18 protein-coding genes are annotated in these 19,349 nt (G+C 71.4%); 10 read left to right on the forward strand and 8 right to left on the reverse strand.

The window, feature by feature from the left end:
- The first annotated feature begins 6 nt into the window (after positions 1 to 6).
- From DAI20_RS14865 to DAI20_RS14885, 5 genes are read left to right on the forward strand one after another with little or no spacing between them, the layout of a single operon-like run.
- On the forward strand, positions 7 to 966 hold the full coding sequence (locus DAI20_RS14865) for an ABC transporter permease (protein ID WP_108252209.1): 960 nt from the start codon (positions 7 to 9) through the stop codon (positions 964 to 966).
- A complete protein-coding gene (locus DAI20_RS14870; protein WP_240606097.1) occupies positions 956 to 1,810 on the forward strand; it encodes an ABC transporter permease in 855 nt (284 codons plus the stop codon). The genes DAI20_RS14865 and DAI20_RS14870 overlap by 11 nt, the downstream gene beginning before the upstream one ends.
- Positions 1,803 to 3,515: a dipeptide ABC transporter ATP-binding protein gene (locus tag DAI20_RS14875; RefSeq protein ID WP_205781461.1), complete on the forward strand. Its 1,713-nt coding sequence runs from the start codon at positions 1,803 to 1,805 to the stop codon at positions 3,513 to 3,515. Before DAI20_RS14870 ends, DAI20_RS14875 begins: the two co-directional genes overlap by 8 nt.
- Positions 3,512 to 4,942 (forward strand): LLM class flavin-dependent oxidoreductase, encoded by a 1,431-nt coding sequence (locus DAI20_RS14880; protein ID WP_108252211.1) that lies wholly within the window; start codon positions 3,512 to 3,514, stop codon positions 4,940 to 4,942. Before DAI20_RS14875 ends, DAI20_RS14880 begins: the two co-directional genes overlap by 4 nt.
- Entirely contained in the window at positions 4,939 to 6,144 is a 1,206-nt protein-coding gene (locus DAI20_RS14885; RefSeq protein WP_108252213.1) for an acyl-CoA dehydrogenase family protein, read from the forward strand. The genes DAI20_RS14880 and DAI20_RS14885 overlap by 4 nt, the downstream gene beginning before the upstream one ends.
- 72 nt (positions 6,145 to 6,216) lie before the next feature.
- Here DAI20_RS14885 and DAI20_RS14890 read toward each other — a convergent pair whose 3' ends face one another.
- The 4 genes from DAI20_RS14890 to dut all read right to left on the reverse strand — a co-directional run bounded on the left by DAI20_RS14890 (position 6,217) and on the right by dut (position 11,116).
- Positions 6,217 to 9,078: an aconitate hydratase gene (locus tag DAI20_RS14890; RefSeq protein WP_108252624.1), complete on the reverse strand. Its 2,862-nt coding sequence runs from the start codon at positions 9,076 to 9,078 to the stop codon at positions 6,217 to 6,219.
- A gap of 166 nt (positions 9,079 to 9,244) precedes the next feature.
- Positions 9,245 to 10,006 carry a DUF3159 domain-containing protein gene (locus DAI20_RS14895; protein WP_240606098.1) on the reverse strand — a complete coding sequence of 254 codons (762 nt, stop codon included), beginning with the start codon at positions 10,004 to 10,006 and terminating at the stop codon, positions 9,245 to 9,247.
- A 4-nt stretch (positions 10,007 to 10,010) separates the two neighbouring features.
- Positions 10,011 to 10,661 carry a DUF3710 domain-containing protein gene (locus tag DAI20_RS14900; RefSeq protein WP_108252215.1) on the reverse strand — a complete coding sequence of 217 codons (651 nt, stop codon included), beginning with the start codon at positions 10,659 to 10,661 and terminating at the stop codon, positions 10,011 to 10,013.
- Positions 10,658 to 11,116 (reverse strand): dUTP diphosphatase, encoded by a 459-nt coding sequence (dut, locus tag DAI20_RS14905; protein WP_108252217.1) that lies wholly within the window; start codon positions 11,114 to 11,116, stop codon positions 10,658 to 10,660. The genes DAI20_RS14900 and dut overlap by 4 nt, the downstream gene beginning before the upstream one ends.
- A 39-nt stretch (positions 11,117 to 11,155) precedes the next feature.
- Between dut and DAI20_RS14910 the strand changes: the two genes are divergently transcribed.
- The gene (locus tag DAI20_RS14910; protein ID WP_108252219.1) at positions 11,156 to 11,626 is read left to right on the forward strand and encodes a DUF3093 domain-containing protein; all 471 of its coding nucleotides are present in this window, start codon (positions 11,156 to 11,158) and stop codon (positions 11,624 to 11,626) included.
- Between the two features lie 12 nt (positions 11,627 to 11,638).
- On the opposite strand, the gene DAI20_RS14915 is transcribed toward DAI20_RS14910, so the two are convergent.
- Positions 11,639 to 11,932: a DUF4193 domain-containing protein gene (locus DAI20_RS14915; protein WP_108252628.1), complete on the reverse strand. Its 294-nt coding sequence runs from the start codon at positions 11,930 to 11,932 to the stop codon at positions 11,639 to 11,641.
- 202 nt (positions 11,933 to 12,134) lie between these two features.
- Here DAI20_RS14915 and sepH point away from each other — a divergent pair, with 202 nt between their 5' ends.
- Positions 12,135 to 13,232 carry a septation protein SepH gene (gene sepH / locus DAI20_RS14920; protein ID WP_108252222.1) on the forward strand — a complete coding sequence of 366 codons (1,098 nt, stop codon included), beginning with the start codon at positions 12,135 to 12,137 and terminating at the stop codon, positions 13,230 to 13,232.
- Positions 13,233 to 13,294: 62 nt separating this feature from the next.
- Here sepH and DAI20_RS14925 read toward each other — a convergent pair whose 3' ends face one another.
- Positions 13,295 to 14,434 (reverse strand): alkaline phosphatase family protein, encoded by a 1,140-nt coding sequence (locus DAI20_RS14925; RefSeq protein ID WP_108252224.1) that lies wholly within the window; start codon positions 14,432 to 14,434, stop codon positions 13,295 to 13,297.
- 33 nt (positions 14,435 to 14,467) lie between these two features.
- Between DAI20_RS14925 and DAI20_RS14930 the strand changes: the two genes are divergently transcribed.
- Positions 14,468 to 16,939 carry a DNA gyrase/topoisomerase IV subunit A gene (locus DAI20_RS14930; protein WP_108252226.1) on the forward strand — a complete coding sequence of 824 codons (2,472 nt, stop codon included), beginning with the start codon at positions 14,468 to 14,470 and terminating at the stop codon, positions 16,937 to 16,939.
- Positions 16,940 to 16,988: 49 nt separating this feature from the next.
- Here the strand turns inward: DAI20_RS14930 and DAI20_RS14935 are convergent, their stop codons facing one another.
- The gene (locus tag DAI20_RS14935) at positions 16,989 to 17,543 is read right to left on the reverse strand and encodes a DUF3817 domain-containing protein (RefSeq protein ID WP_240606099.1); all 555 of its coding nucleotides are present in this window, start codon (positions 17,541 to 17,543) and stop codon (positions 16,989 to 16,991) included.
- A gap of 101 nt (positions 17,544 to 17,644) precedes the next feature.
- On the opposite strand from DAI20_RS14935, the gene DAI20_RS14940 reads away from it, so the two are divergent.
- A complete protein-coding gene (locus tag DAI20_RS14940) occupies positions 17,645 to 17,980 on the forward strand; it encodes an ArsR/SmtB family transcription factor (protein WP_108252228.1) in 336 nt (111 codons plus the stop codon).
- On the forward strand, positions 17,977 to 18,447 hold the full coding sequence (locus tag DAI20_RS14945) for an SRPBCC family protein (RefSeq protein ID WP_108252230.1): 471 nt from the start codon (positions 17,977 to 17,979) through the stop codon (positions 18,445 to 18,447). Before DAI20_RS14940 ends, DAI20_RS14945 begins: the two co-directional genes overlap by 4 nt.
- A gap of 96 nt (positions 18,448 to 18,543) precedes the next feature.
- Here the strand turns inward: DAI20_RS14945 and DAI20_RS14950 are convergent, their stop codons facing one another.
- Positions 18,544 to 19,344, reverse strand: a complete 801-nt coding sequence (locus DAI20_RS14950; RefSeq protein WP_108252232.1) for a hypothetical protein — start codon at positions 19,342 to 19,344, stop codon at positions 18,544 to 18,546.
- Between the last annotated feature and the right edge of the window lie 5 nt (positions 19,345 to 19,349).

The following is a 19,349-nucleotide window of genomic DNA, read 5'->3' on the forward strand; positions in this document are numbered from 1 at the left end:
CCTCAGATGCTGCGCTATCTCGCGTCCCGGGCCGGGCAGGCGCTCGTCGTCCTCTGGATCACGTACACGATCGTGTTCGTGCTCATCCAGACGCTGCCGTCCGACCCCGTGACGATCTTCCTCGCCAGTGACGCGGGCGCCGACCAGGAGCTCATCGACCGGGTGAGCGCCCTGTACGGCTACGACCGGCCGTGGTTCGAGCAGTACGCGCTACAGCTCGGCAACCTGCTGCGCGGCGAGTTCGGCTTCTCGCTCTCCACGGGGCAGTCGGTGCTCGAGCGGATCGGCAGCGTCGTCGGCAGCACGCTTGCGCTCGCCTCGACCGGCCTGCTGCTCAGCGTGCTCATCGCGATCGGGATCAGCGCGATCGCGTTCCTGGTCGACTCGCCCCGGCTGCGCGCCGTCATCGTCGCGGCGCCCTCCCTGTTCAGCTCGATCCCCGTGTTCTGGCTGGGCATCGTGGTGCTGCAGGTGTTCTCGTTCCAGCTGCGCATCCTCTCGCTGTTCCCCGACGGCTCCCTGCTGTCGCTGCTCATCCCGGCCCTCGTGCTGGCCATCCCGGTGTCGGCGCCGATCGCGCAGGTGCTGCTCACCGGGGTCGAGCAGGCGTCCGAGCTCGCGTTCGTGAAGACCGCGCGGGCCAAGGGCGCCCGTCCGATGCGGGTCTTCTGGCACCACGTCTTCCGCTCGTCGCTCGGGGCCACCACGGCGGTCATCGGCACGACGCTCGGCGTGCTCATCGCCGGATCCGTCATCACGGAGACCGTCTTCGCCCGCCCGGGCCTCGGCTCCGTGCTCCTGCGCGCCGTGATCGCGCAGGACGTGCCGCTGGTGCAGGGCCTCGTGTTCCTCACCACCCTTGTCGTGGTCGTCGCCGCGCTCGTCGTCGATCTGATCACCCCGCTGCTGGACCCCCGGGTCCTCCGCAGCGTGGGAACGAGAGGGGTGTCCCGCCTTGGCGCTTAGTCGATCGCTCCCCGCCGTCCGCGTGCCGCGCGGCATCGGGGCCCTCCCCCTGCCCGGCCCGGCCACGGCGCTGTCCGCCCTCCTCGTGCTCGTGCTCGTCGCCTGGCTCGTCGTCCCCGGCCTCTTCACGTCCTACGACCCTCTGGTCGGCGACTCCGCGGAGGTCTTCCTCGCGCCCAGCGTGGCGCACCCCTTCGGCACCGACCACCTCGGTCGCGACGTCCTCGCCCGGGTGATCCACGGGACGACGCAGACCGCGCTGACCGCCGGCCTCGCCGTCCTGGTCGGCCTCGCGCTGGGCACCGCGATCGGCCTGGCCTCCTCGACCCTCGGCCCGTGGGCCGACGCGATCAGCATGCGGGTCATCGACGCCCTCATCGCCCTCCCGGCGTTCATGGTCGCCCTGTTCGTGGTCTCCGCCTACGGCGCGGGGCCCGTCTCCCTGGGCGTCGGCGTCGGCATCGGCTCCATCGTGCTGTTCGCCCGCGTGACCCGCGCCGAGGTGCTCCGGGTCCGCGCGCTCGACTACGTGGAGGCGAGCAAGCTCGCCGGCGCAGGCTACTTCCGTCAGCTGTTCGGGCACATCCTGCCCGGCGCGGCAGGCGCGCTCATCGCACTCGCCGTCGTCGACTTCGGCGCGGCCGTCCTCGCCGTGTCCGCCCTCGGCTACCTCGGCTTCGGCACCCCGCCCCCGACGCCCGAGTGGGGGCTCATCATCGCGGAGGGGCGCAACTACCTGGCCAACGCCTGGTGGATGACGTCGCTGCCCGGCACCTTCGTGCTGCTCGTCGTCGTGGCGCTCGGGGTCCTCGGCCGCTACCTCGGAAAGGTGACCCGTGCCTGACACCACCACCACCGTCGCTGATACCACCGCCACTATCGCCCCTGCCCTGCGGCTCGACGGCGTCTCGCTCGACTACCGGCTCGGCCGGAAGCGGGTGCGCGCGCTGGACGACGTGTCCTTCTCGATCGGCCAGGGCGAGATCGTCGCGCTCGTGGGCGAGTCGGGCTCCGGCAAGACCACCATCGCCGGCGCCGTGACGGGCCTCCTGCCGCGGAGCGCCGCGATCACGGCCGGCAGCATCACCGTGGACGGCACGGACGTCACGCGCCTCTCGGAGTCGCGCTGGAGCAGGATCCGCGGCCGCACGGTCGGCCTGATCCCGCAGGATCCCGGCGCGAGCCTCACCCCGGTGCTCACCATCGGCGACCAGGTGGCCGAGATCTTCGCGATCCGCGGCGAGCGCCTCGGACGCGCCGAGCGGCGCGCCCGCGCCATCGAGCTTCTGGAGGTCGCGGAGGTCAGCCGCGCCGCGGACCGCCTCACCCAGTACCCGCACGAGCTCTCGGGCGGCCTGAAGCAGCGCATCCTGATCGCGATCGCCTTCGGTCTGAACCCCGCGCTCCTGGTCGCGGACGAGCCGACGTCGGCCCTCGACGTGACCGTGCAGAAGCAGATCCTGCGCGTCTTCGACCGGCTCGCCCGGGAGCACGGGTCGAGCGTGCTCTTCGTCACGCACGACCTCGCCCTCGCCACCGACCACGCGTCCCGCGCACTCGTGCTGCAGCGCGGCCGCCTGGTCGACGACGCGCAGGTCGCCGAGATCGTCGACACGGCCCGGGTCGGCTACACCCGCGAGCTCATCGCGCACGCCCGCGCGACGCAGTCCGCGCTCCCGCCGGAGGATCCCGCTCCCGCAGCCGATGCAACCGGCACCGGGGCCGCGGTCCCCGCGCTCGAGGTGCGCGCCCTGACCAAGTCGTTCGCCGGCCGCCGCGGGGCGAACGCGACCCTCGCGGTCGACGACGTCTCGTTCACCCTGCCCGCGGGCCGCACCCTCGCTCTTGTCGGCGAGTCCGGCTCGGGCAAGTCGACGACGGCGCGCATGATCCTCCGTCTCGTCGATCCCACTTCCGGCGAGATCCGGCTGGACGGCCGGGACGTGACCGCCGTCTCCGGGCGCGACCGGCTGGCGCTCTGGCGCAGGGTGCAGCTGGTGTACCAGAACCCGGACTCTGCGCTCGACCCGCGGTGGACGGTGGGGCGCATCGTGGCGGAGCCGCTCGCGGCCATGGGGCTCTACCCGGTGACCGAGCGCCGGGCGCGGGTGCAGGAGCTGCTCGACGCCGTCGCCCTTCCCGAGGGCACCATCGACAAGCGCCCCGGGGAGCTGTCCGGCGGCCAGCGCCAGCGCGTGGCGATCGCGCGCTCCCTCGCGCCGAACAGCTCTGTCGTGGTGCTCGACGAGGCGCTCAGCGCGCTCGACGTCATCACCCAGGAGCGCGTGCTCCAGCTGATCGAGAGCCTGCAGCGCCAGTTCGGGGTCTCCTACCTCTTCATCTCGCACGACCTCTCCACCGTGCGCAGGCTCGCCCACCACGTGGTCGTCCTGCGCGCCGGCCGGGTCGTCGAGCAGGGCAGCGCGCGCGAGATCTTCGAGGCGCCCCGCACCGACTACGTCCGCGAACTGCTGGACGCCATTCCCGGACACCGGCTCATCGCCGGCGCCGCGCAGACCGCAACGACAGAGGGAGCATCACGACGATGACAGCCGGTTCCGACGACCTCCGCGATCGAGGGCGGGAGCGGCGTCCGCTGCGCCTCTCCGCGTTCGTCATGAACACGAACTCCCACATCCAGCACGGCCTGTGGCGCCACCCGGATGCCCGGCAGCACGAGTTCACGTCGCTCCGCCTCTGGACCGACCTCGCCCGCACGCTTGAGCGCGGGAGGTTCGACGCCATCTTCTTCGCCGACGTGCTCGGCCTGTACGGACCGGCGCGGGGCGACTACACGGTGAACGCGCGGGAGGGGCTCCAGTTCCCGAGCAACGACCCGTCGGTGCTGCTCGGCGCGCTCGCCGCCGTCACCGAGCACCTCGGCCTCGTGTTCACCTCCTCGGTGCTGCAGGCGCACCCCTTCGAGTTCGCGCGGCGGGTCTCGACCCTCGACCACCTCTCCGGCGGCAGGGTCGGTTGGAACGTCGTCACGAGCGCGCAGGAGAGCGCCGCGCGCAACTTCGGCGCCGACGGTCTCGAGGAGCACGACGAGCGCTACCGCTGGGCCGAGGAGTACCTCAAGGTCGTCTACAAGCTGTGGGAAGGGTCCTGGGACGACGACGCGCTCGTCGTGGACAAGGCCCTCGGCCACCGCGAGGACGCCGTCTACGCCGACGCGCGGGGCATCCACCGCATCGACCACGTCGGTCCGCGCTACCGGGTGGCCGGCCCGCACCAGAGTCCCCCGTCGCCGCAGCGCACGCCCGTGATCTTCCAGGCCGGATCGTCGCCCGCCGGGAGCGCCTTCGCGGCCCGGCACGCGGAGGGCCAGTTCATCCTCACGTCCGGCCTCGACAAGACCCGCGCGCTCATCGAGGAGACCCGGGCGAAGGTGGCGGGCACCGGCCGCGACCCGGCCGACCTCGCCTTCTTCCTCGGGCAGGCGTTCGTCGTGGGCGGCACGGAGCACGAGGCACGGCGCAAGGAGGCCGAGCTGGACGAGTACCTGTCCAGCGACGGCTTCCTCCTGCACAGCAATCTCGCCTTCGACCCCGAGACCGGCGAGCCGCTCGACCCCGACACCCCCCTCTCCGAGCTCTCCACGAAGACCAACGTGAGCCACCTGCGCTGGATGCGCGAGCTGTCGCCCGACCCCGATCCCCGGGTGCGCGACCTCGCGACCCTCGCCGCCCGGCTGCGCGGCCGGGTGGTCGGCACGCCGGAGCAGATCGCCGACCGTCTCGCCGAGTGGCGGGACGCCGGCGTCGACGGCATCAACGTCATGAACTGGGTGCTCCCCGGCAGCTTCGAGGAGTTCGTCGACGAGGTGGTCCCCGTGCTGCAGGACCGCGGTCTCGCCCAGCGCGAGTACACGCCGGGAACTCTGCGCCGGAAGCTGTTCGGCCGGGACCTGCTGCCCGACGAGCACCCCGCGCGCTCCTTCCACAACGCCTTCCGCGAGGTGGTGGCCAGATGAGCCTCGATCCCCGGACCCTCGACAGATTCCGCGCGGTGATCGCCGAGGTCGGCAGGGACGCGGTCCTGCGCGAGCGCGACCGGCGGCTGCTCCACCCGGAGATCGCCGCCCTCGTGGGCTCCGGCTTCACCGCGATGCGGGTGCCGACGGACCTGGGCGGTGCGGGCGCGACGCTCCCCGAGCTGTTCGACCTGCTCATCGAGCTCGCCGCCGCCGACCCGAACCTGCCCCAGGCGCTGCGCGGCCACTTCGCGCTGGTCGAGCGGTTCCTCGTCGGCGGGACGGATCGTGACCGGGAGTGGCTCCGGCGGGCGACCGACGGGGCCGTCTTCGGCAACGCGCAGGCCGAGAAGGGGTCGACGACCACGACGGACGCGCGCCTCCGCCGGGTCGACGGCTCCTGGCGGCTCTCGGGCCGCAAGTTCTACACGACGGGCACGCTGTACGCCGACTACACCTGGACGGGCGCGCTCGACGAGTCCGGCGAGCGCTACGGCGCCGTCGTGCCGACCGCCGCCGACGGCGTCGAGGTGCACGACGACTGGACGGGGTTCGGTCAGCGGCTCACGGCCAGCGGCACCACCGTGTTCACCGACGTCGAGCTCGCCGACGAGAACGTGTACCGCATCCGCCAGGAGCCCGACTGGTACACCCTCGACTTCCGGCTGCTGCTGCACCTGCTCCTGCAGGCGACGATGGCCGGCATCGGCGTCACCGCCCTCGACGAGACGGTGGCCTTCGTGCGCGGGCGGTCACGCTCCTTCGGCATCGCCGGCGAGAGCGCGCCACGGCACGACCCCCGGGTGCAGACCGTCGTCGGTGAGCTCGCCAGCAGGGTCACCGCCGTGCAGGCGCTCGTGCGCGACGTCGCGCGGGACTACGCCGAGGTGCGCGACCGGGCGCACGCCGACGAGGGTGAGCGCACGGCCGACTACGTGCGCCTCCAGGTGCGCCAGTTCCAGGCCCAGCAGATCGCCGTCGCTGACATCCTCGCCGTCACGTCGCGGCTCTTCGAGGTGGGCGGCGCCTCCGCCGTGCTCAGCGAGGCGGGCTTCGACCGGCACTGGCGCAATGCCAGGACGATCGCGTCGCACAACCCCGCGATCTTCCGCCAGGCCGCGATCGGCGACTACCTGCTGAACGGCACCGAGCCGGAGACCGACTTCCGCGCCGTCGAGTCGAGCGACCTCGTTCGCGCCTGACACCCGCCGCACGCGGCGGAGGCCGGGACAGCAGCGCTGTCCCGGCCTCCGCCGTCGTGCGGGAACCGATCGCTAGGCGACCAGGCTCCGCAGCACGTACTGAAGGATGCCGCCGTTGCGGTAGTAGTCCGCCTCACCGGGGGTGTCGATCCGCACGACCGCGTCGAACTCGATGGTCTGCTTGCCCTCGGCCGAGTGCTCGCTGGGCTCGGCGACGACGTGCACGGTCTTCGGCGTGACGCCCTCGTTGAGCTGCTCGAGCCCGGTGATGCTGATCACCTCGGTGCCGTCGAGTCCGAGGCTCTCCCAGGTCTCGCCGGCGGGGAACTGCAGCGGCACGACGCCCATGCCGATGAGGTTCGAGCGGTGGATGCGCTCGAAGCTCTCGGTGATGACGGCGCGGACGCCGAGGAGGCTCGTGCCCTTCGCCGCCCAGTCGCGGGAGGATCCGGAGCCGTACTCCTTGCCGCCGAGGATGACCAGCGGGGTGCCGGACGCGGCGTAGTTCTGCGCCGCGTCGTAGATGAAGGACTGCGGCGCGTCGGCCTGGCTGAAGTCGCGCGTGTAGCCTCCCTCGACGCCCTCGAGCAGCTGGTTGCGCAGCCGGATGTTCGCGAACGTGCCGCGGATCATGACCTCGTGGTTGCCGCGGCGCGAGCCGTAGGAGTTGAAGTCCTTCCGGTCGACGCCGTGCTCCGCGAGGTAGCGGCCGGCGGGGCTGTCGGCCTTGATCGAGCCGGCGGGGCTGATGTGGTCCGTCGTCACGGAGTCACCGAGCTTGGCCAGCACACGGGCGCCGGTGATGTCGGACACCGGCGTGGTCTCGAGCGTCATCCCCTCGAAGTACGGGGGCTTGCGCACGTAGGTCGACTCGGAGTCCCAATCGAACGTCGCGCCGGTCGGCGTGGGCAGCGAACGCCAGCGCTCGTCGCCCTCGAACACCGCGGAGTACTGCTTGTCGAACATCGCCGTGTCGATGGCGGCGTCGATGGTCGCCTGCACCTCGGCGGCGTCGGGCCAGATGTCGCGGAGGAACACGTCGTTGCCGTCGGTGTCCACACCCAGCGCGTCGCGCTCGAAGTCGAAGTTCATCGACCCCGCCAGCGCGTACGCCACCACGAGGGGCGGGCTCGCCAGGTAGTTCATCTTCACGTCGGGGTTGATGCGGCCCTCGAAGTTGCGGTTGCCCGAGAGCACCGCGGTCACGGCGAGGTCGTTCTGCTGCACCGCCTCGGAGATCTCCTCCTCGAGCGGCCCGCTGTTGCCGATGCAGGTCGTGCAGCCGTAGCCGACGAGGTAGAAGCCAAGGTCCTCGAGCGGCTTGGTGAGTCCGGCCTTGTCGTAGTAGTCGGTGACGACCTTGGACCCGGGCGCGAGCGTGGTCTTGACCCACGGCTTCGCCTTCAGGCCCTTCTCGCTCGCCTTCTTCGCGAGCAGGCCGGCGGCGAGCATCACGGACGGGTTCGAGGTGTTCGTGCACGACGTGATGGCGGCGATCGCGACGGCGCCGTGGTCGATCGTGAACTGCTCGCCCTCCTTGAGGGCGACGCGGGTCGGGTTCGACACGGAGGTCGGCGCGTGGCTCGAGTGCTCGGCGGCGAACTCGTGGTGGAAGCTCGCGTCGTGCGACGTCTGCTGGTGGGCGCTCTCCTCGTCCTGCGCGGTGAAGCCGATGGGGTCCGAGGCGGGGAACGTGCCCTCGACGGCCTCGTCCACGAGGCTGTGCTTGCCGTGGTCGATGGAGGCGTAGTCGTTCAGGTCGCGCTCGAACTGCTCCTTCGCCACGCTCAGCTCGATGCGGTCCTGCGGGCGCTTCGGGCCGGCGATGGAGGGGACGACGGTGCTGAGGTCGAGCTCGAGGTACTCGCTGAACGAGGGCTCGCGCGACGGGTCGTGCCAGAGGCCCTGGGCCTTCGCGTAGGCCTCGACGAGCTGCACCTGCTCCTCGTCGCGGCCCGTGAAGCGGAGGTAGTCGAGCGTCACGTCGTCGATGGGGAAGATGGCCGCGGTCGAGCCGAACTCGGGGCTCATGTTGCCGATGGTCGCGCGGTTGGCGAGCGGGACCTCCGCGACGCCTGCTCCGTAGAACTCCACGAACTTGCCGACGACGCCGTGGCGGCGCAGCATCTGCGTGATGGTCAGCACGACGTCCGTGGCGGTGACGCCCGCGGGGATCGCGCCCGTGAGCTTGAAGCCGACGACCTTGGGGATGAGCATCGAGACGGGCTGGCCGAGCATGGCCGCCTCGGCCTCGATGCCGCCGACGCCCCAGCCGAGCACGCCGAGGCCGTTGACCATGGTCGTGTGGGAGTCGGTGCCGACCAGCGTGTCGGGGTAGGCCTGCAGCACGCCGTTCACCTCGCGGGTGAAGGTGACCCGGGCCAGGTACTCGATGTTGACCTGGTGCACGATGCCGGTGCCGGGCGGCACGACCTTGAAGTCGTTGAACGCCGTCTGGCCCCAGCGGAGGAACTGGTAGCGCTCGCCGTTGCGCTCGTACTCGATCTCGACGTTGCGCTCGAAGGCGTTCGGCGTGCCGAACAGGTCAGCGATGACGGAGTGGTCGATCACGAGCTCGGCCGGGGCGAGGGGGTTGATCTTGGTCGGGTCGCCGCCGAGCTCGACGACGGCCTCGCGCATGGTGGCGAGGTCGACGATGCAGGGCACGCCGGTGAAGTCCTGCATGACGACGCGCGCGGGCGTGAACTGGATCTCGGTGTCCGGCTCCGCCGTGGGCACCCAGTCACCGAGGGCGCGGATGTGCGACTCCGTGATGTTCGCGCCGTCCTCGGTGCGCAGCAGGTTCTCGAGCAGCACCTTCAGGCTGAAGGGCAGCTTCTCGTGACCCGGCACGGAGTCGATTCGGTAGATCTCGTACGACGACGAGCCGACGCGAAGGGTGTCCTTCGCGCCGAAACTGTTGACTGCAGACACGATGCCCTCTTCCTCGATGAACGCGGCGGACGCGGCTCTCGCTTTCGTGCCGGGACCCGTGGCCCGGCGCCGCACCCGCACAGCTAACCTATCCCCTCGCGCAGCTCGGGGACGGTCTCAAACTATCTTGATGTCAAGATAAATCGTAGCAGGGAGCGGGCCCGTGTCAGTGCTGCCCGGCCGGGCCGTTCGGGTCCCTCGCGTAGAGGGCGCGCACAAAGAGGAACGAGAGCACGACGAGCAGGCCGTAGAGCGGCGTGCCCATGATGAGGCGTGTCACGCCGAGCGCCTCCACGTTGTCGGCGAAGTAGAGGGGCAGCTGCACGACGAGGCGGAGCGCGAAGAACGCGACCCAGATGAGGGTGAGCAGGCGCAGGGCCCGGTACTTCGCCTTCTGGCGCCGCCAGGCCGTGCCCTCCCCCATGAGCGCGCCGATCGCGAGGCCGAGTAGCGGCCAGCCAACGATCACGGACACGAGGAACACGGCGCCGTAGATGCCGTTGGTCCAGAAGCCGAGCAGGTAAAAGTCCTTGCCGTCGCCCGTGCGGAGGGCGAGGAGAGCGGACAGCACGATGCCGACGAGTCCGCCGATCGCGGGCGACGTCTGACTGCGCGCGACCAGGCGCAGCACGAGGAACACGACGCCGAGGGCCGCGGGCGCGATGACCGCGGGAAGGAGGTCGCGGGTCGCGGTGAAGACGACGAGGAACACGATGCCCGGCAGCAGGGCCTCGACGAGTCCGCGCACGCCGCCCATCGCCGCGAGCAGCTCGTGCCCCCGGATGCGCTCGCCCGCGGCGGCACGGTCGAGGCCGGCGCGGCGCGCGGCCCCGGCGAGGCCGTCCGCCAGCACGTCGGCCGCGCGGGGGTCGGAGCCGCCCGGGGCGGGCGTCGCCCTGTCGCCCGGGCCGTTCGGTGCTCCGCTCACGCGATCAGACGTCCGTCACGGTCGAGGCGGGGCGCTGCTGACCGCCCGGCGGCGTCTTCGGCATGCTCAGGGGAATCAGGTCGCGGGGCGGCATCGGCGAGTTCCCGCGCACCACGACGATGCTGCGGAACAGGTCCTCGATCTGGGCCGCGGCCTCGGCGCCGGTCGCCGCGGCGCCCGTGATGACGCCGCGGAGGAACCAGCGGGGACCGTCGACGCCGATGAAGCGGGCGAGGCGCGTCTGCGCTGGCCCGCCCGCCTGGGACACCGAGGGGATCTCCGCGAGCACCTCGGGGCCGAACGGGCCGTCGGTCAGCGTCGTGCGGCCGCCCTGCTTCTCGATCTGCTCCGCGATCTGGCCGCGGATCTCGTGCCACAGACCGCTGGAGCGCGGCGCGGCGAACGGCTGCACCTGCAGGCCGGAGTTCGCGTAGTCGAGGCTGACGGCGACGACGCGCTGCGTGCCCTCCGCCACCTCCAGGCGGAGCTGCAGGCCCTCGCGGGGCAGGATGCGCACGCCGCCGAGGTCGACGTAGGGGCGGGCGGGGTTCGCCTCGGACTCGTCGAGCGGACCGGCGGTGTCGCGATCCTCCGGTGCCGACTTGGGCTGGACGAGGTCGGTCGGCTCGAGCTCGGTGTTCTCGGGATCGCTCACGCGGATTCTCCTGACTTGGTGCTTCCGTAGCCGGTCGAGCCGAAGCCGGACTCCCCGCGGTGGCTTCCGGGGAGTTCCTCGACCGCGACGAAGCGCGCGCGGCTGACGGGCATCACGATGATCTGGGCGATGCGGTCGCCGGCCGTGATCTCGTACGGCTCCCGCGCGTCCGTGTTGAGGAGGGTCACCCGCACCTCGCCGCGGTAGCCCGCGTCCACGGTCCCCGGGCTGTTGACCACGGTGATGCCGTGCTTCGACGCGAGGCCGCTGCGCGGCACGACGAACGCGGCGTAGCCGTCCGGCAGGGCGATGGCGACGCCCGTGCCCACGGTCGCCCGGGCACCGGGCGCGAGGGTGAGGGACTCCGCCGACCGCAGGTCCGCGCCGGCGTCGCCGGGGTGTGCGTAGACCGGAACGGAGTCCGCCTTGATGAGGACGTCGACGCTATCAACCACGTGTCGAGGGTAGTGCACGAAGTCTGGTCGAATAGAACCATGCCCGATCCCGACGACACCGTCTACCGCGAGCGCCTGATGCCGACCGTGTGGATGTACATCTTCATAGCCCTCGTCTTCCCCGCGACGATGCTCGTCTTCCTGCCGATCTCGGCGCCCGTCGGCGTCGCCGTCGCCGTGCTCCTCTATGTCGGCGCGATCGGCGCGCTCATCTATACCGCACCGGTGATCGAGGTGGCCGGCGGCGAGTTCCGCGCGGGGCGGGCGCACATCCCGGTGTCGCTGCTCGGCGCCCCCGCCGCGTTCACGGACGAGGAGGCGACCCTGGAGCGCGGGCGCCGGCTCGACGCCCGCGCGTACCTCTGCATCCGCGGCTGGGTGAAGCCGGTCGTCCGCGTGCCGGTGACCGACCCCGCGGACCCGGCGCCGTACTGGCTCGTCTCCACCCGCCGCCCGAAAAAACTAATCGCTGCGATCGAACGATCGCAGCGATTGGCGGGTGGTGCGTGAGAGGGTTCAGCTCTAGGCGGCGCACTCCTGGCAGATCGGCCCGAGCTTCTCCTCGTGGTCGATCTGCGAACGGTGCTTCACCAGGAAGCAGCTCACGCAGGTGAACTCGTCGGCCTGGGGAGGCAGCACGACCGTCTCGAGGTCGAGGTCGGAGAGGTCGGCACCGGGCAGGTCGAAACCGCCCGGGTTGTCGGCGTCCTCGACGTCGACGACACCGGACATACGGTCCGGCACTCGCTCCTTCAGGGCCTCGATCGACTCGGAGTCGTCCTCGGTCTTGCGCGGAGCGTCGTAATCAGTTGCCATGCCCATCCAGTCTTCGAAAATCGCTGCCGATGGCTGATCGGCGGCGTTAGTTTGCATCAATACGAGGCGAATAGCAAACCGCTTTGGAGGGGGTTTGCGCCGCGCTTCCCATGCAACTTGCGACGCGCCATGGCTATTCCCGGCAAATGCCCTCCCGGCATGCGATTCTTGCCGCACCCAGGAACCGCGAGAGGCCTTTTTCATGCAGGATCTGAAAGTAATCGGAGTCGAGAACGGTGCGCTGCTGGCCTCCTCTGAGCAGGGCGGCCGTTTCCGCATCCCCATCGACGAGGTGCTCCAGGCGCGGCTGCGTCCGGCGACGTCCGACCAGCAGAGCGGGCGCAAGGTGCCCCCGCGCGAGATCCAGGCGCAGATCCGCGCCGGACTGTCTGCCGAGGAGGTCGCCGCGGCGACCGGCGCCCCCATCGAGTTCGTGCGGAAGTTCGAGGGCCCCGTGCTCGCCGAACGCGAGCACATCGTCGCGCAGGCGCTGGCCGTCATCGTGCACACCGCGATCGACGTCGATCCGCTGAGCCCCGGCACGAGCTTCGGCGTCGTGATGTCCGAGCGGCTCGCGTCCCTCGGCGCATCCGACGAGCGGTGGAGCAGCTGGAAGGACGAAGACGGCTGGACCGTCAAGCTCGAGTTCACCGCCGACGAGATCGACCACGATGCACGCTGGCGATACGACCACAGGAAGCGCTCGCTCGCGCCGCAGAACAACGAGGCCGTGACGCTCTCCCAGCAGGGCGAGCTGAAGGGCGCGCTCATCCCGCGCCTGCGCGCCGTCACCACCGACGGCCAGCCCTCCGAGACGCGCTTCGACAGCGGCGCCTTCCGGTTCGACGGCCGGGAGCTCGCGGGCCACGACGCCGCGAACACCGACTCGCTCCCCTACGGGCGTTCCGCCGAGCCGCGCGGCTCGGTCGCCGGCCGCAAGCGGACCCCGGACGGTTCCGCTCCCTCCCTGAACGAGACCGCCGATCTCCTCGAGGCGTTGCGTCGTCGCCGGGGCGAGCGCGAGGCCGCGGCGACGTGGGAGGAGGAGCACGTCGAGCCGACGGCGGCTTCCCCGGCCGGCAGCGGTATCCGGATGGTCGACGTGCCGCTCGAGGACTTCCTCGAGCCGCCCGCGCCGACGCGGCAGGAGCCCGCGAGCCAGCGGGCCCCGATGCCCTCCCCCGTGGCACCGCAGAAGGCGTCGGGCGGGACCGGCAAGTCGCGCCGCGGCGGACGGGCGGCCATGCCCAGCTGGGACGAGATCGTCTTCGGGGCCCGCAGCGAGGAAGACCCGGCCTAGCCCCGACGGCACCTGGTCCTCCCGGGACCTGCGACCCTGCTCGGCCGCGGTCTTGGGAGCGATCAGCCGCGGTCGTATGCGCCGAGTCGGATCAGAGGAACGAGCAGTTCCTCGGGCGTGAGCGAGCCGTGCTGGCCGATCATCCGCCGCGGCCCCGGATTCGGGTCGCGGGAGTCGTAGTAGGCGATCCGGCCGCGGGCCGCGACGATCACGTCGCCGATCCGGTCGCGAGCCTCGTCGCGCACCCCGCCGAACCAGCCGGAGGCGATGGCCTCCTCGCGATCGGCGATCCAGGACCTGCTCCCCTCCGCCTCGTGCCAGGCGGCGAGCAGCCGCGCACGGTCGGCCTCCCCGGCCCCCGGCTCGAGGTGCAGCTGGAGGCACCGGGGGTCGCCCGCGACGTGCCGCACGCCCTCGACGAGCGCCGGGTCGAGATCGAAGAGCACGTGCGCGGTCGCCGGCACGTCGAGCACGCCGTGGTCGGCCGTCACCAGCAGCCCCTCGCCCCGGCGCAGCGTCCGCTCGAAGCCGGCGAGGGCGGCGTCCAGTTCCTCGAGCGCGGCGAGCCACCGGTCCGACTCCCAGCCGTGCGCGTGGGCGGCGACGTCGAGCTCCGGGACGTAGAGGTAGATGAGCGACCGGCCGGGGCCGTCGAGGATGGCGCGCGCCTCGGCGAAGCGGTCGGCGATGTCCCGCCCGTCGCGGTACTCGCTGCCGCGGAGCACCGCCTGGGTGAAGCCGGACGTGCGGTACCGGGGCGAGCCGACGGAGTACGCGTCGACTCCGTCGGCCGCGGCGCGCTCGAACACGGTCGGCCGGAGCTGCCACTCCGCGGGCGCCATGCCCTCGTCCCAGCCGGACAGCTGGTTGACGACGCGGTCGTTCGCGCGGTCGAGGACCGAGTAGCCGACCAGCCCGTGCTCCCCGGGCCGCGAGCCCGTCGTGAGGCTCGCGATGGCGGCCGCGGTCGTGGTCGGGAAGCCGCTGTCGATCACGTCTCGGCGGGTGAAGCGCCGGGACAGCGCCCGCGCGTGCCCGGCCCGCGACCTGAGCGCCGCGCTGCCCAGGCCGTCGACGAGCACCACGACGGCGGAGTCCGCGCGGGGCAGGGAGAGGGCGTTGTCGCGACCGGAGAGCGAATCCAGACCGGCGGGCAGCACGTCGGCGAGGCTCAGCCTGTGCGATTGCCTGGCCGGTAGCATGATCGAAATCCTACGTGCAGCCGAAGATCGAGAATGACGCCCCGAGAGAACCGAACCACCTCCCCCGACACTCCTGAACGCATCGAAGACGTCGACGTCTCGACCGAGATGCAGGGCTCGTTCCTCGAATACGCGTACTCGGTCATCTACTCCCGGGCGCTGCCCGACGCCCGCGACGGGCTGAAGCCCGTGCAGCGCCGCATCCTCTACATGATGAGCGAGATGGGCCTGCGCCCCGAGCGCGGCCACGTGAAGTCGGCGCGCGTCACGGGCGAGGTCATGGGGAAGCTGCACCCCCACGGCGACGCGTCCATCTACGACGCCATGGTGCGCCTGACCCAGCCGTTCATGCTGCGCGTGCCGCTCATCGACGGCCACGGCAACTTCGGCTCCCTCGACGACGGCCCCGCCGCCGCCCGGTACACCGAGGCCCGGCTTGCGGCGCCCGCGCTGGCGATGACCGCGGGACTCGACGAGGACGTCGTCGACTTCCTCCCGAACTACGACAACTCGCACATGCAGCCCGAGGTGCTGCCGTCGGCGTTCCCGAACCTGCTGGTCAACGGCGCGAGCGGCATCGCCGTCGGCATGGCGACGAACATGGCGCCGCACAACCTCATCGAGGTCGTCGCCGGCGCCCAGCACCTGATCGCGAACCCGAAGGCGACGCTCGACGACATCATGTCGTTCATTCCGGGACCTGACCTGCCGTCGGGGGGCACGATCACCGGGCTCGCCGGCGTGCGAGACGCGTATGCGACGGGCCGCGGCGCGTTCAAGACGCGCGCCAAGGTGTCGATCGAGAACATCACGCCGCGGAAGATGGGCCTCGTCGTCACCGAGCTGCCCTACCTCGTGGGGCCGGAGCGCGTGATCGAGAAGATCAAGGACGGCGTCGGCAACAAGAAGCTGAGCGGCATCTCCGACGTCACCGACCTCACCGACCGCACCAAGGGCCTGCGCCTGGTGATCGGCATCAAGACGGGGTTCAGCCCGGAGGCGGTGCTCGAGCAGCTCTACCGCTACACGCCGCTCGAGGACTCCTTCAACATCAACAACGTCGCCCTCGTGGACGGCGGGCCGAAGACGCTCGGCCTCATCGAGCTGCTGCAGGTCTACATCCAGCACCGCATCCAGGTGGTCACCCGCCGCACGCGCTACCGGCTGGCGCGCCGGCGCGAGCGGCTGCACCTGGTGGACGGCCTCCTCGTCGCGATCCTCGACATCGACGAGGTCATCCAGGTGATCCGCACGAGCGACGACACCGAGCAGGCGCGGGCGCGCCTCATGAGCGTGTTCGAGCTCACCGAGGTGCAGGCCGAGTACATCCTCGAGCTGCGGCTGCGCCGCCTCACGAAGTTCTCGCGGGTTGAGCTCGAGGCGGAGCAGGACCAGCTGCGCCGCGAGATCGCGGAGCTCGAGCAGCTGCTGAGCAGTGACCGGAACCTGCGCGCCCTCGTGAGCGACGAGCTCGGCGAGGTCGCCGAGCGCTTCGGCACGCCGCGGCGCACGCTGCTCACCGAGGCGCGGCCGAGCGCCGCGACCACGGGGTCGAGGAAGCAGCCCGTATCGCTCGAGCTCGCCGACACCCCCTGCATCGTGTACCTCAGTACGACCGGGCGCGCGGTGCGCGTCGACGTGCCCGAGGAGCCGTCGACGGTGGCCTCGGCCCCGCGTCGCGCCAAGCACGACTCCATTCAGTCGAGCATCGCGACGACGAGCCGCACGGAGATCGGCGCCGTCACCACGGCCGGCCGGCTTCTCCGGATGACGCCGCTCGACCTTCCCGTCGTGCCGGAGAACTCCGTGCAGCTGGGCGCCGGCGTCCGGATGCGCGACTACCTCGGGCTCACGGACAAGAAGGAGCGGGTGCTCGCCCTCGTCGATCTCGCCTCGCCGCGGTCCATCGTGCTCGGCACGGCGCAGGGCGTCGTCAAGCGCGTCGTCGCCGGCGACTGGGCGAACCGGCCGGACTTCGAGCTCATCACCCTCAAGCCGGGAGACCTCGTCGTCGGGGCCGCTCAGGGCGAGGACGCCGACGACCTGGTGTTCATCACGTCCGACGCGCAGCTGCTGCGCTTCGCCGCATCCTCCGTACGCCCGCAGGGGCGTGCCGCGGGCGGCATGGCCGGCATCAACCTGTCCTCCGGCGCCGCCGTGGTGTCCTTCGCGGCGATCGCGTCTGCCGAGGACGCCGTCGTGGTGACCATCGCCGGCAGCACGTCGACCCTCCCCGGAACCGACGCGGGCACGGCCAAGGTGAGCTCGCTCGCCGAGTTCCCGGCCAAGGGCCGCGCGACCGGCGGCGTGCGGGCCCACCGCTTCCTCCGCGGCGAGGACACGCTGCTGCTCGCCTGGGCCGGGCCGACGCCCGCGCTAGCCTCCGGCGCCGACGGTGCCGTGCGCGAGCTGCCCGCGGGCGGCGCCAAGCGCGACGCGTCCGGGGTGCCGCTCGTGGCCGACGTTGCCTTCGTGGGCACCTCCCGCATCCACCCGCCCCGCTGACCGGCGGGGGCCGCCCGGGTGCACGCGCCCTGGCGTACCGAGGGCGTCGCTAGCCGCGCCCGCCGGGCGGGCCGACGACGAGGAGGATCGCGGTGATCGCGGCGACGGCCGCGACAAGCAGCGCCGCGAGCGTGCGGGGGCGCGCGAGCACCCAGCGGAGCGCGGCGTCCACGGCCGGCGCGTCGCCGATGCTGCCTCTCGCCGGGGCGGACGCGCGACCCGCGGTGCCGTCGGGCGCCGCGGCCGGTTCCGCGCTGCGCCACACGCCGCGCAGCAGCCCGCGCCGGGCCAGCGACCGCTCGACGGGGATCGTGCCGTAGGGCACGACCGCGACGGCGGCGGTGCCGACGATGCGCAGCAATGGCCAGCGCTGATTCAGTCCCACGAGCGCGGCCGTCGCGGCGAAGGAGAGGAACACGACGCCGTGCAGCAGCCCGGCGACGGAGACGGGCCAGTCGCCCACCCGCACCCCGTACTTCAGCACCATGGCGATGATCAGCAGGGTCCAGGTGATCGTCTCCGCGACGGCGACGGTCGAGAACAGGCGGTGCGGCGTGCGGACGATGGCGGGGCTCCCTAGGGCGAGGACGCGGCGGCGGCGCACGGCGCCGCCCCTCAACGGTAGCGACGGGCGTCCCGTCAACCTGAGGACCCTCTCACAGGTCCACGTTGAACTATCCGGTTCACTGTCATACACTGAACCGTATGGTTCAGCAACACGTCCTCGACCGGGCCTTCGCGGCCCTGTCGGACTCGACGAGGCGCGGCATCCTCGAGCGCCTCGGTTCCGGCCCCGCCACCATCTCCGAACTGGCGGAGCCGTTCGACATCACCATCACCGGCCTCACGAAGCACGTGCAGGTGCTCGAGGAGGCGGGACTCGTGACGACGCAGAAAGTCGGGCGGGCTCGCCAGTGCCGCCTCGGCACGGAACGTCTGGATGATGCCATGCAGTGGATCACGTTCTACCAGCGCCTGTGGGAGCGCCGTCTCGACGGCCTGGAGGCGTACTTCACACTCACGAAAGGAACGGAAGAATGACGAACAACGCCCGCGTCGACGACGACACCCTCGAGCTGACGGTGAGCCGTCACCTCCCCGCCACGCCGGAGGAGGTGTTCGACGCGTACACCGATGCGGAGAAGCAGAAGGTCTGGTTCAGCATCCTCGACGAGGAACCGGGCATCGTTGAGATCGAGGTCGACCTCCGCGTCGGCGGCACGCAGACGGCCGTGTGGGGCCCGAGTCGCGACCAGCTGTTCCGCGAGACGCAGGTGTTCCGCGAGATCGACCGCCCGCACCGGCTCGTGACGAGGTCGACGGGCAGCAGCCCGGACGGCGCGACCATGGAGACCGACATCGTCGTGACGTTCGAGGAGCACGAGGGCGGCACGCTGATGACCATCCAGCAGAGCGGCTTCCCCACGGTCGAGCTGCGCGACTTCTTCGCGACCTATGCCCTGATCGGCGCGTTCGACCGCATCGAGGCGTTCCTCTCCCGTCGCTGACCCAGCCGACCCACGAGAACGGGACCGGGGAGCCTCGCTCCCCGGCCCCGTTGTCTTCAGTGCGTCGACTGAAGGGTCATCGATCGAGTGGTGCCGCTAGCAGAAGAGCTTCGGCGTCGGCGAGCCGGCCGCGCGCCACTGCTCGTAGGTCAGGACGATTCCCTCGGGGTAGGCCGGTCCGACGTACAGGATGTCCGGCGACAGCGGGGTGGCGCAGAACAGGTCCCTCGGATAACGCGCAACGACCTGCGGGCGCGGGAAGCCGAGCGCGGCCCAGTCCTCGAACCGGATCGGGGCACCGACACCCCTCCAGAGATCCGCCATCTCAGTGATGACCGGCGACCACGACAGCTTCTGGTAGCCCCGGTTGGGCAGCAGGGTGGGCCGGGGGAACCCCAGCCGTCGCCACTCGGCGAAGTCGAGGGTGTGCCGCGGGGAAGCGCCGAGCTCCTCCCTCGGGGTCACCACGATCAGGTCGTCCGCCGTGTCGTACTTGAGCAGCACCGTGCCCGCGATGAGCGTGTTCCGGGTCGGAACCGGAGCGCCGGCCCGCAGCCACTGAGCCGGGGTCAGGTGCTCCGCGTACACGAAGTCGTTGAACGAGATCTCCGCGTAGATGTCGGCCGACCACTCGTAGGCCTTGTACCTCGCCCGGGCGGTGACCGGGACCGGGTAGCCGTCCCCGCCCCACTCCTCCAGGGTCGCGACGCGCACGGACGGGACGGCGTTCGGCGCCACTCCCCGGTCGAGCACGTACAGGTCGCTCGAGAACGGCACGCTGAAGTACGGGTCGTTGCCCAGCGCCACCGCCGCGGGAGCGGGGGTGAGGGCGGCAGCGGCGAGCAGGGCGGCGGCCGCCACCGCGAGGATCCGCGGAAGCGCGGTCGTGGAGCTCATCGGGA

The organism is Planctomonas deserti (assembly GCF_003067705.1).
In the GTDB taxonomy this organism is placed as follows: Bacteria; Actinomycetota; Actinomycetes; order Actinomycetales; family Microbacteriaceae; genus Planctomonas; species Planctomonas deserti.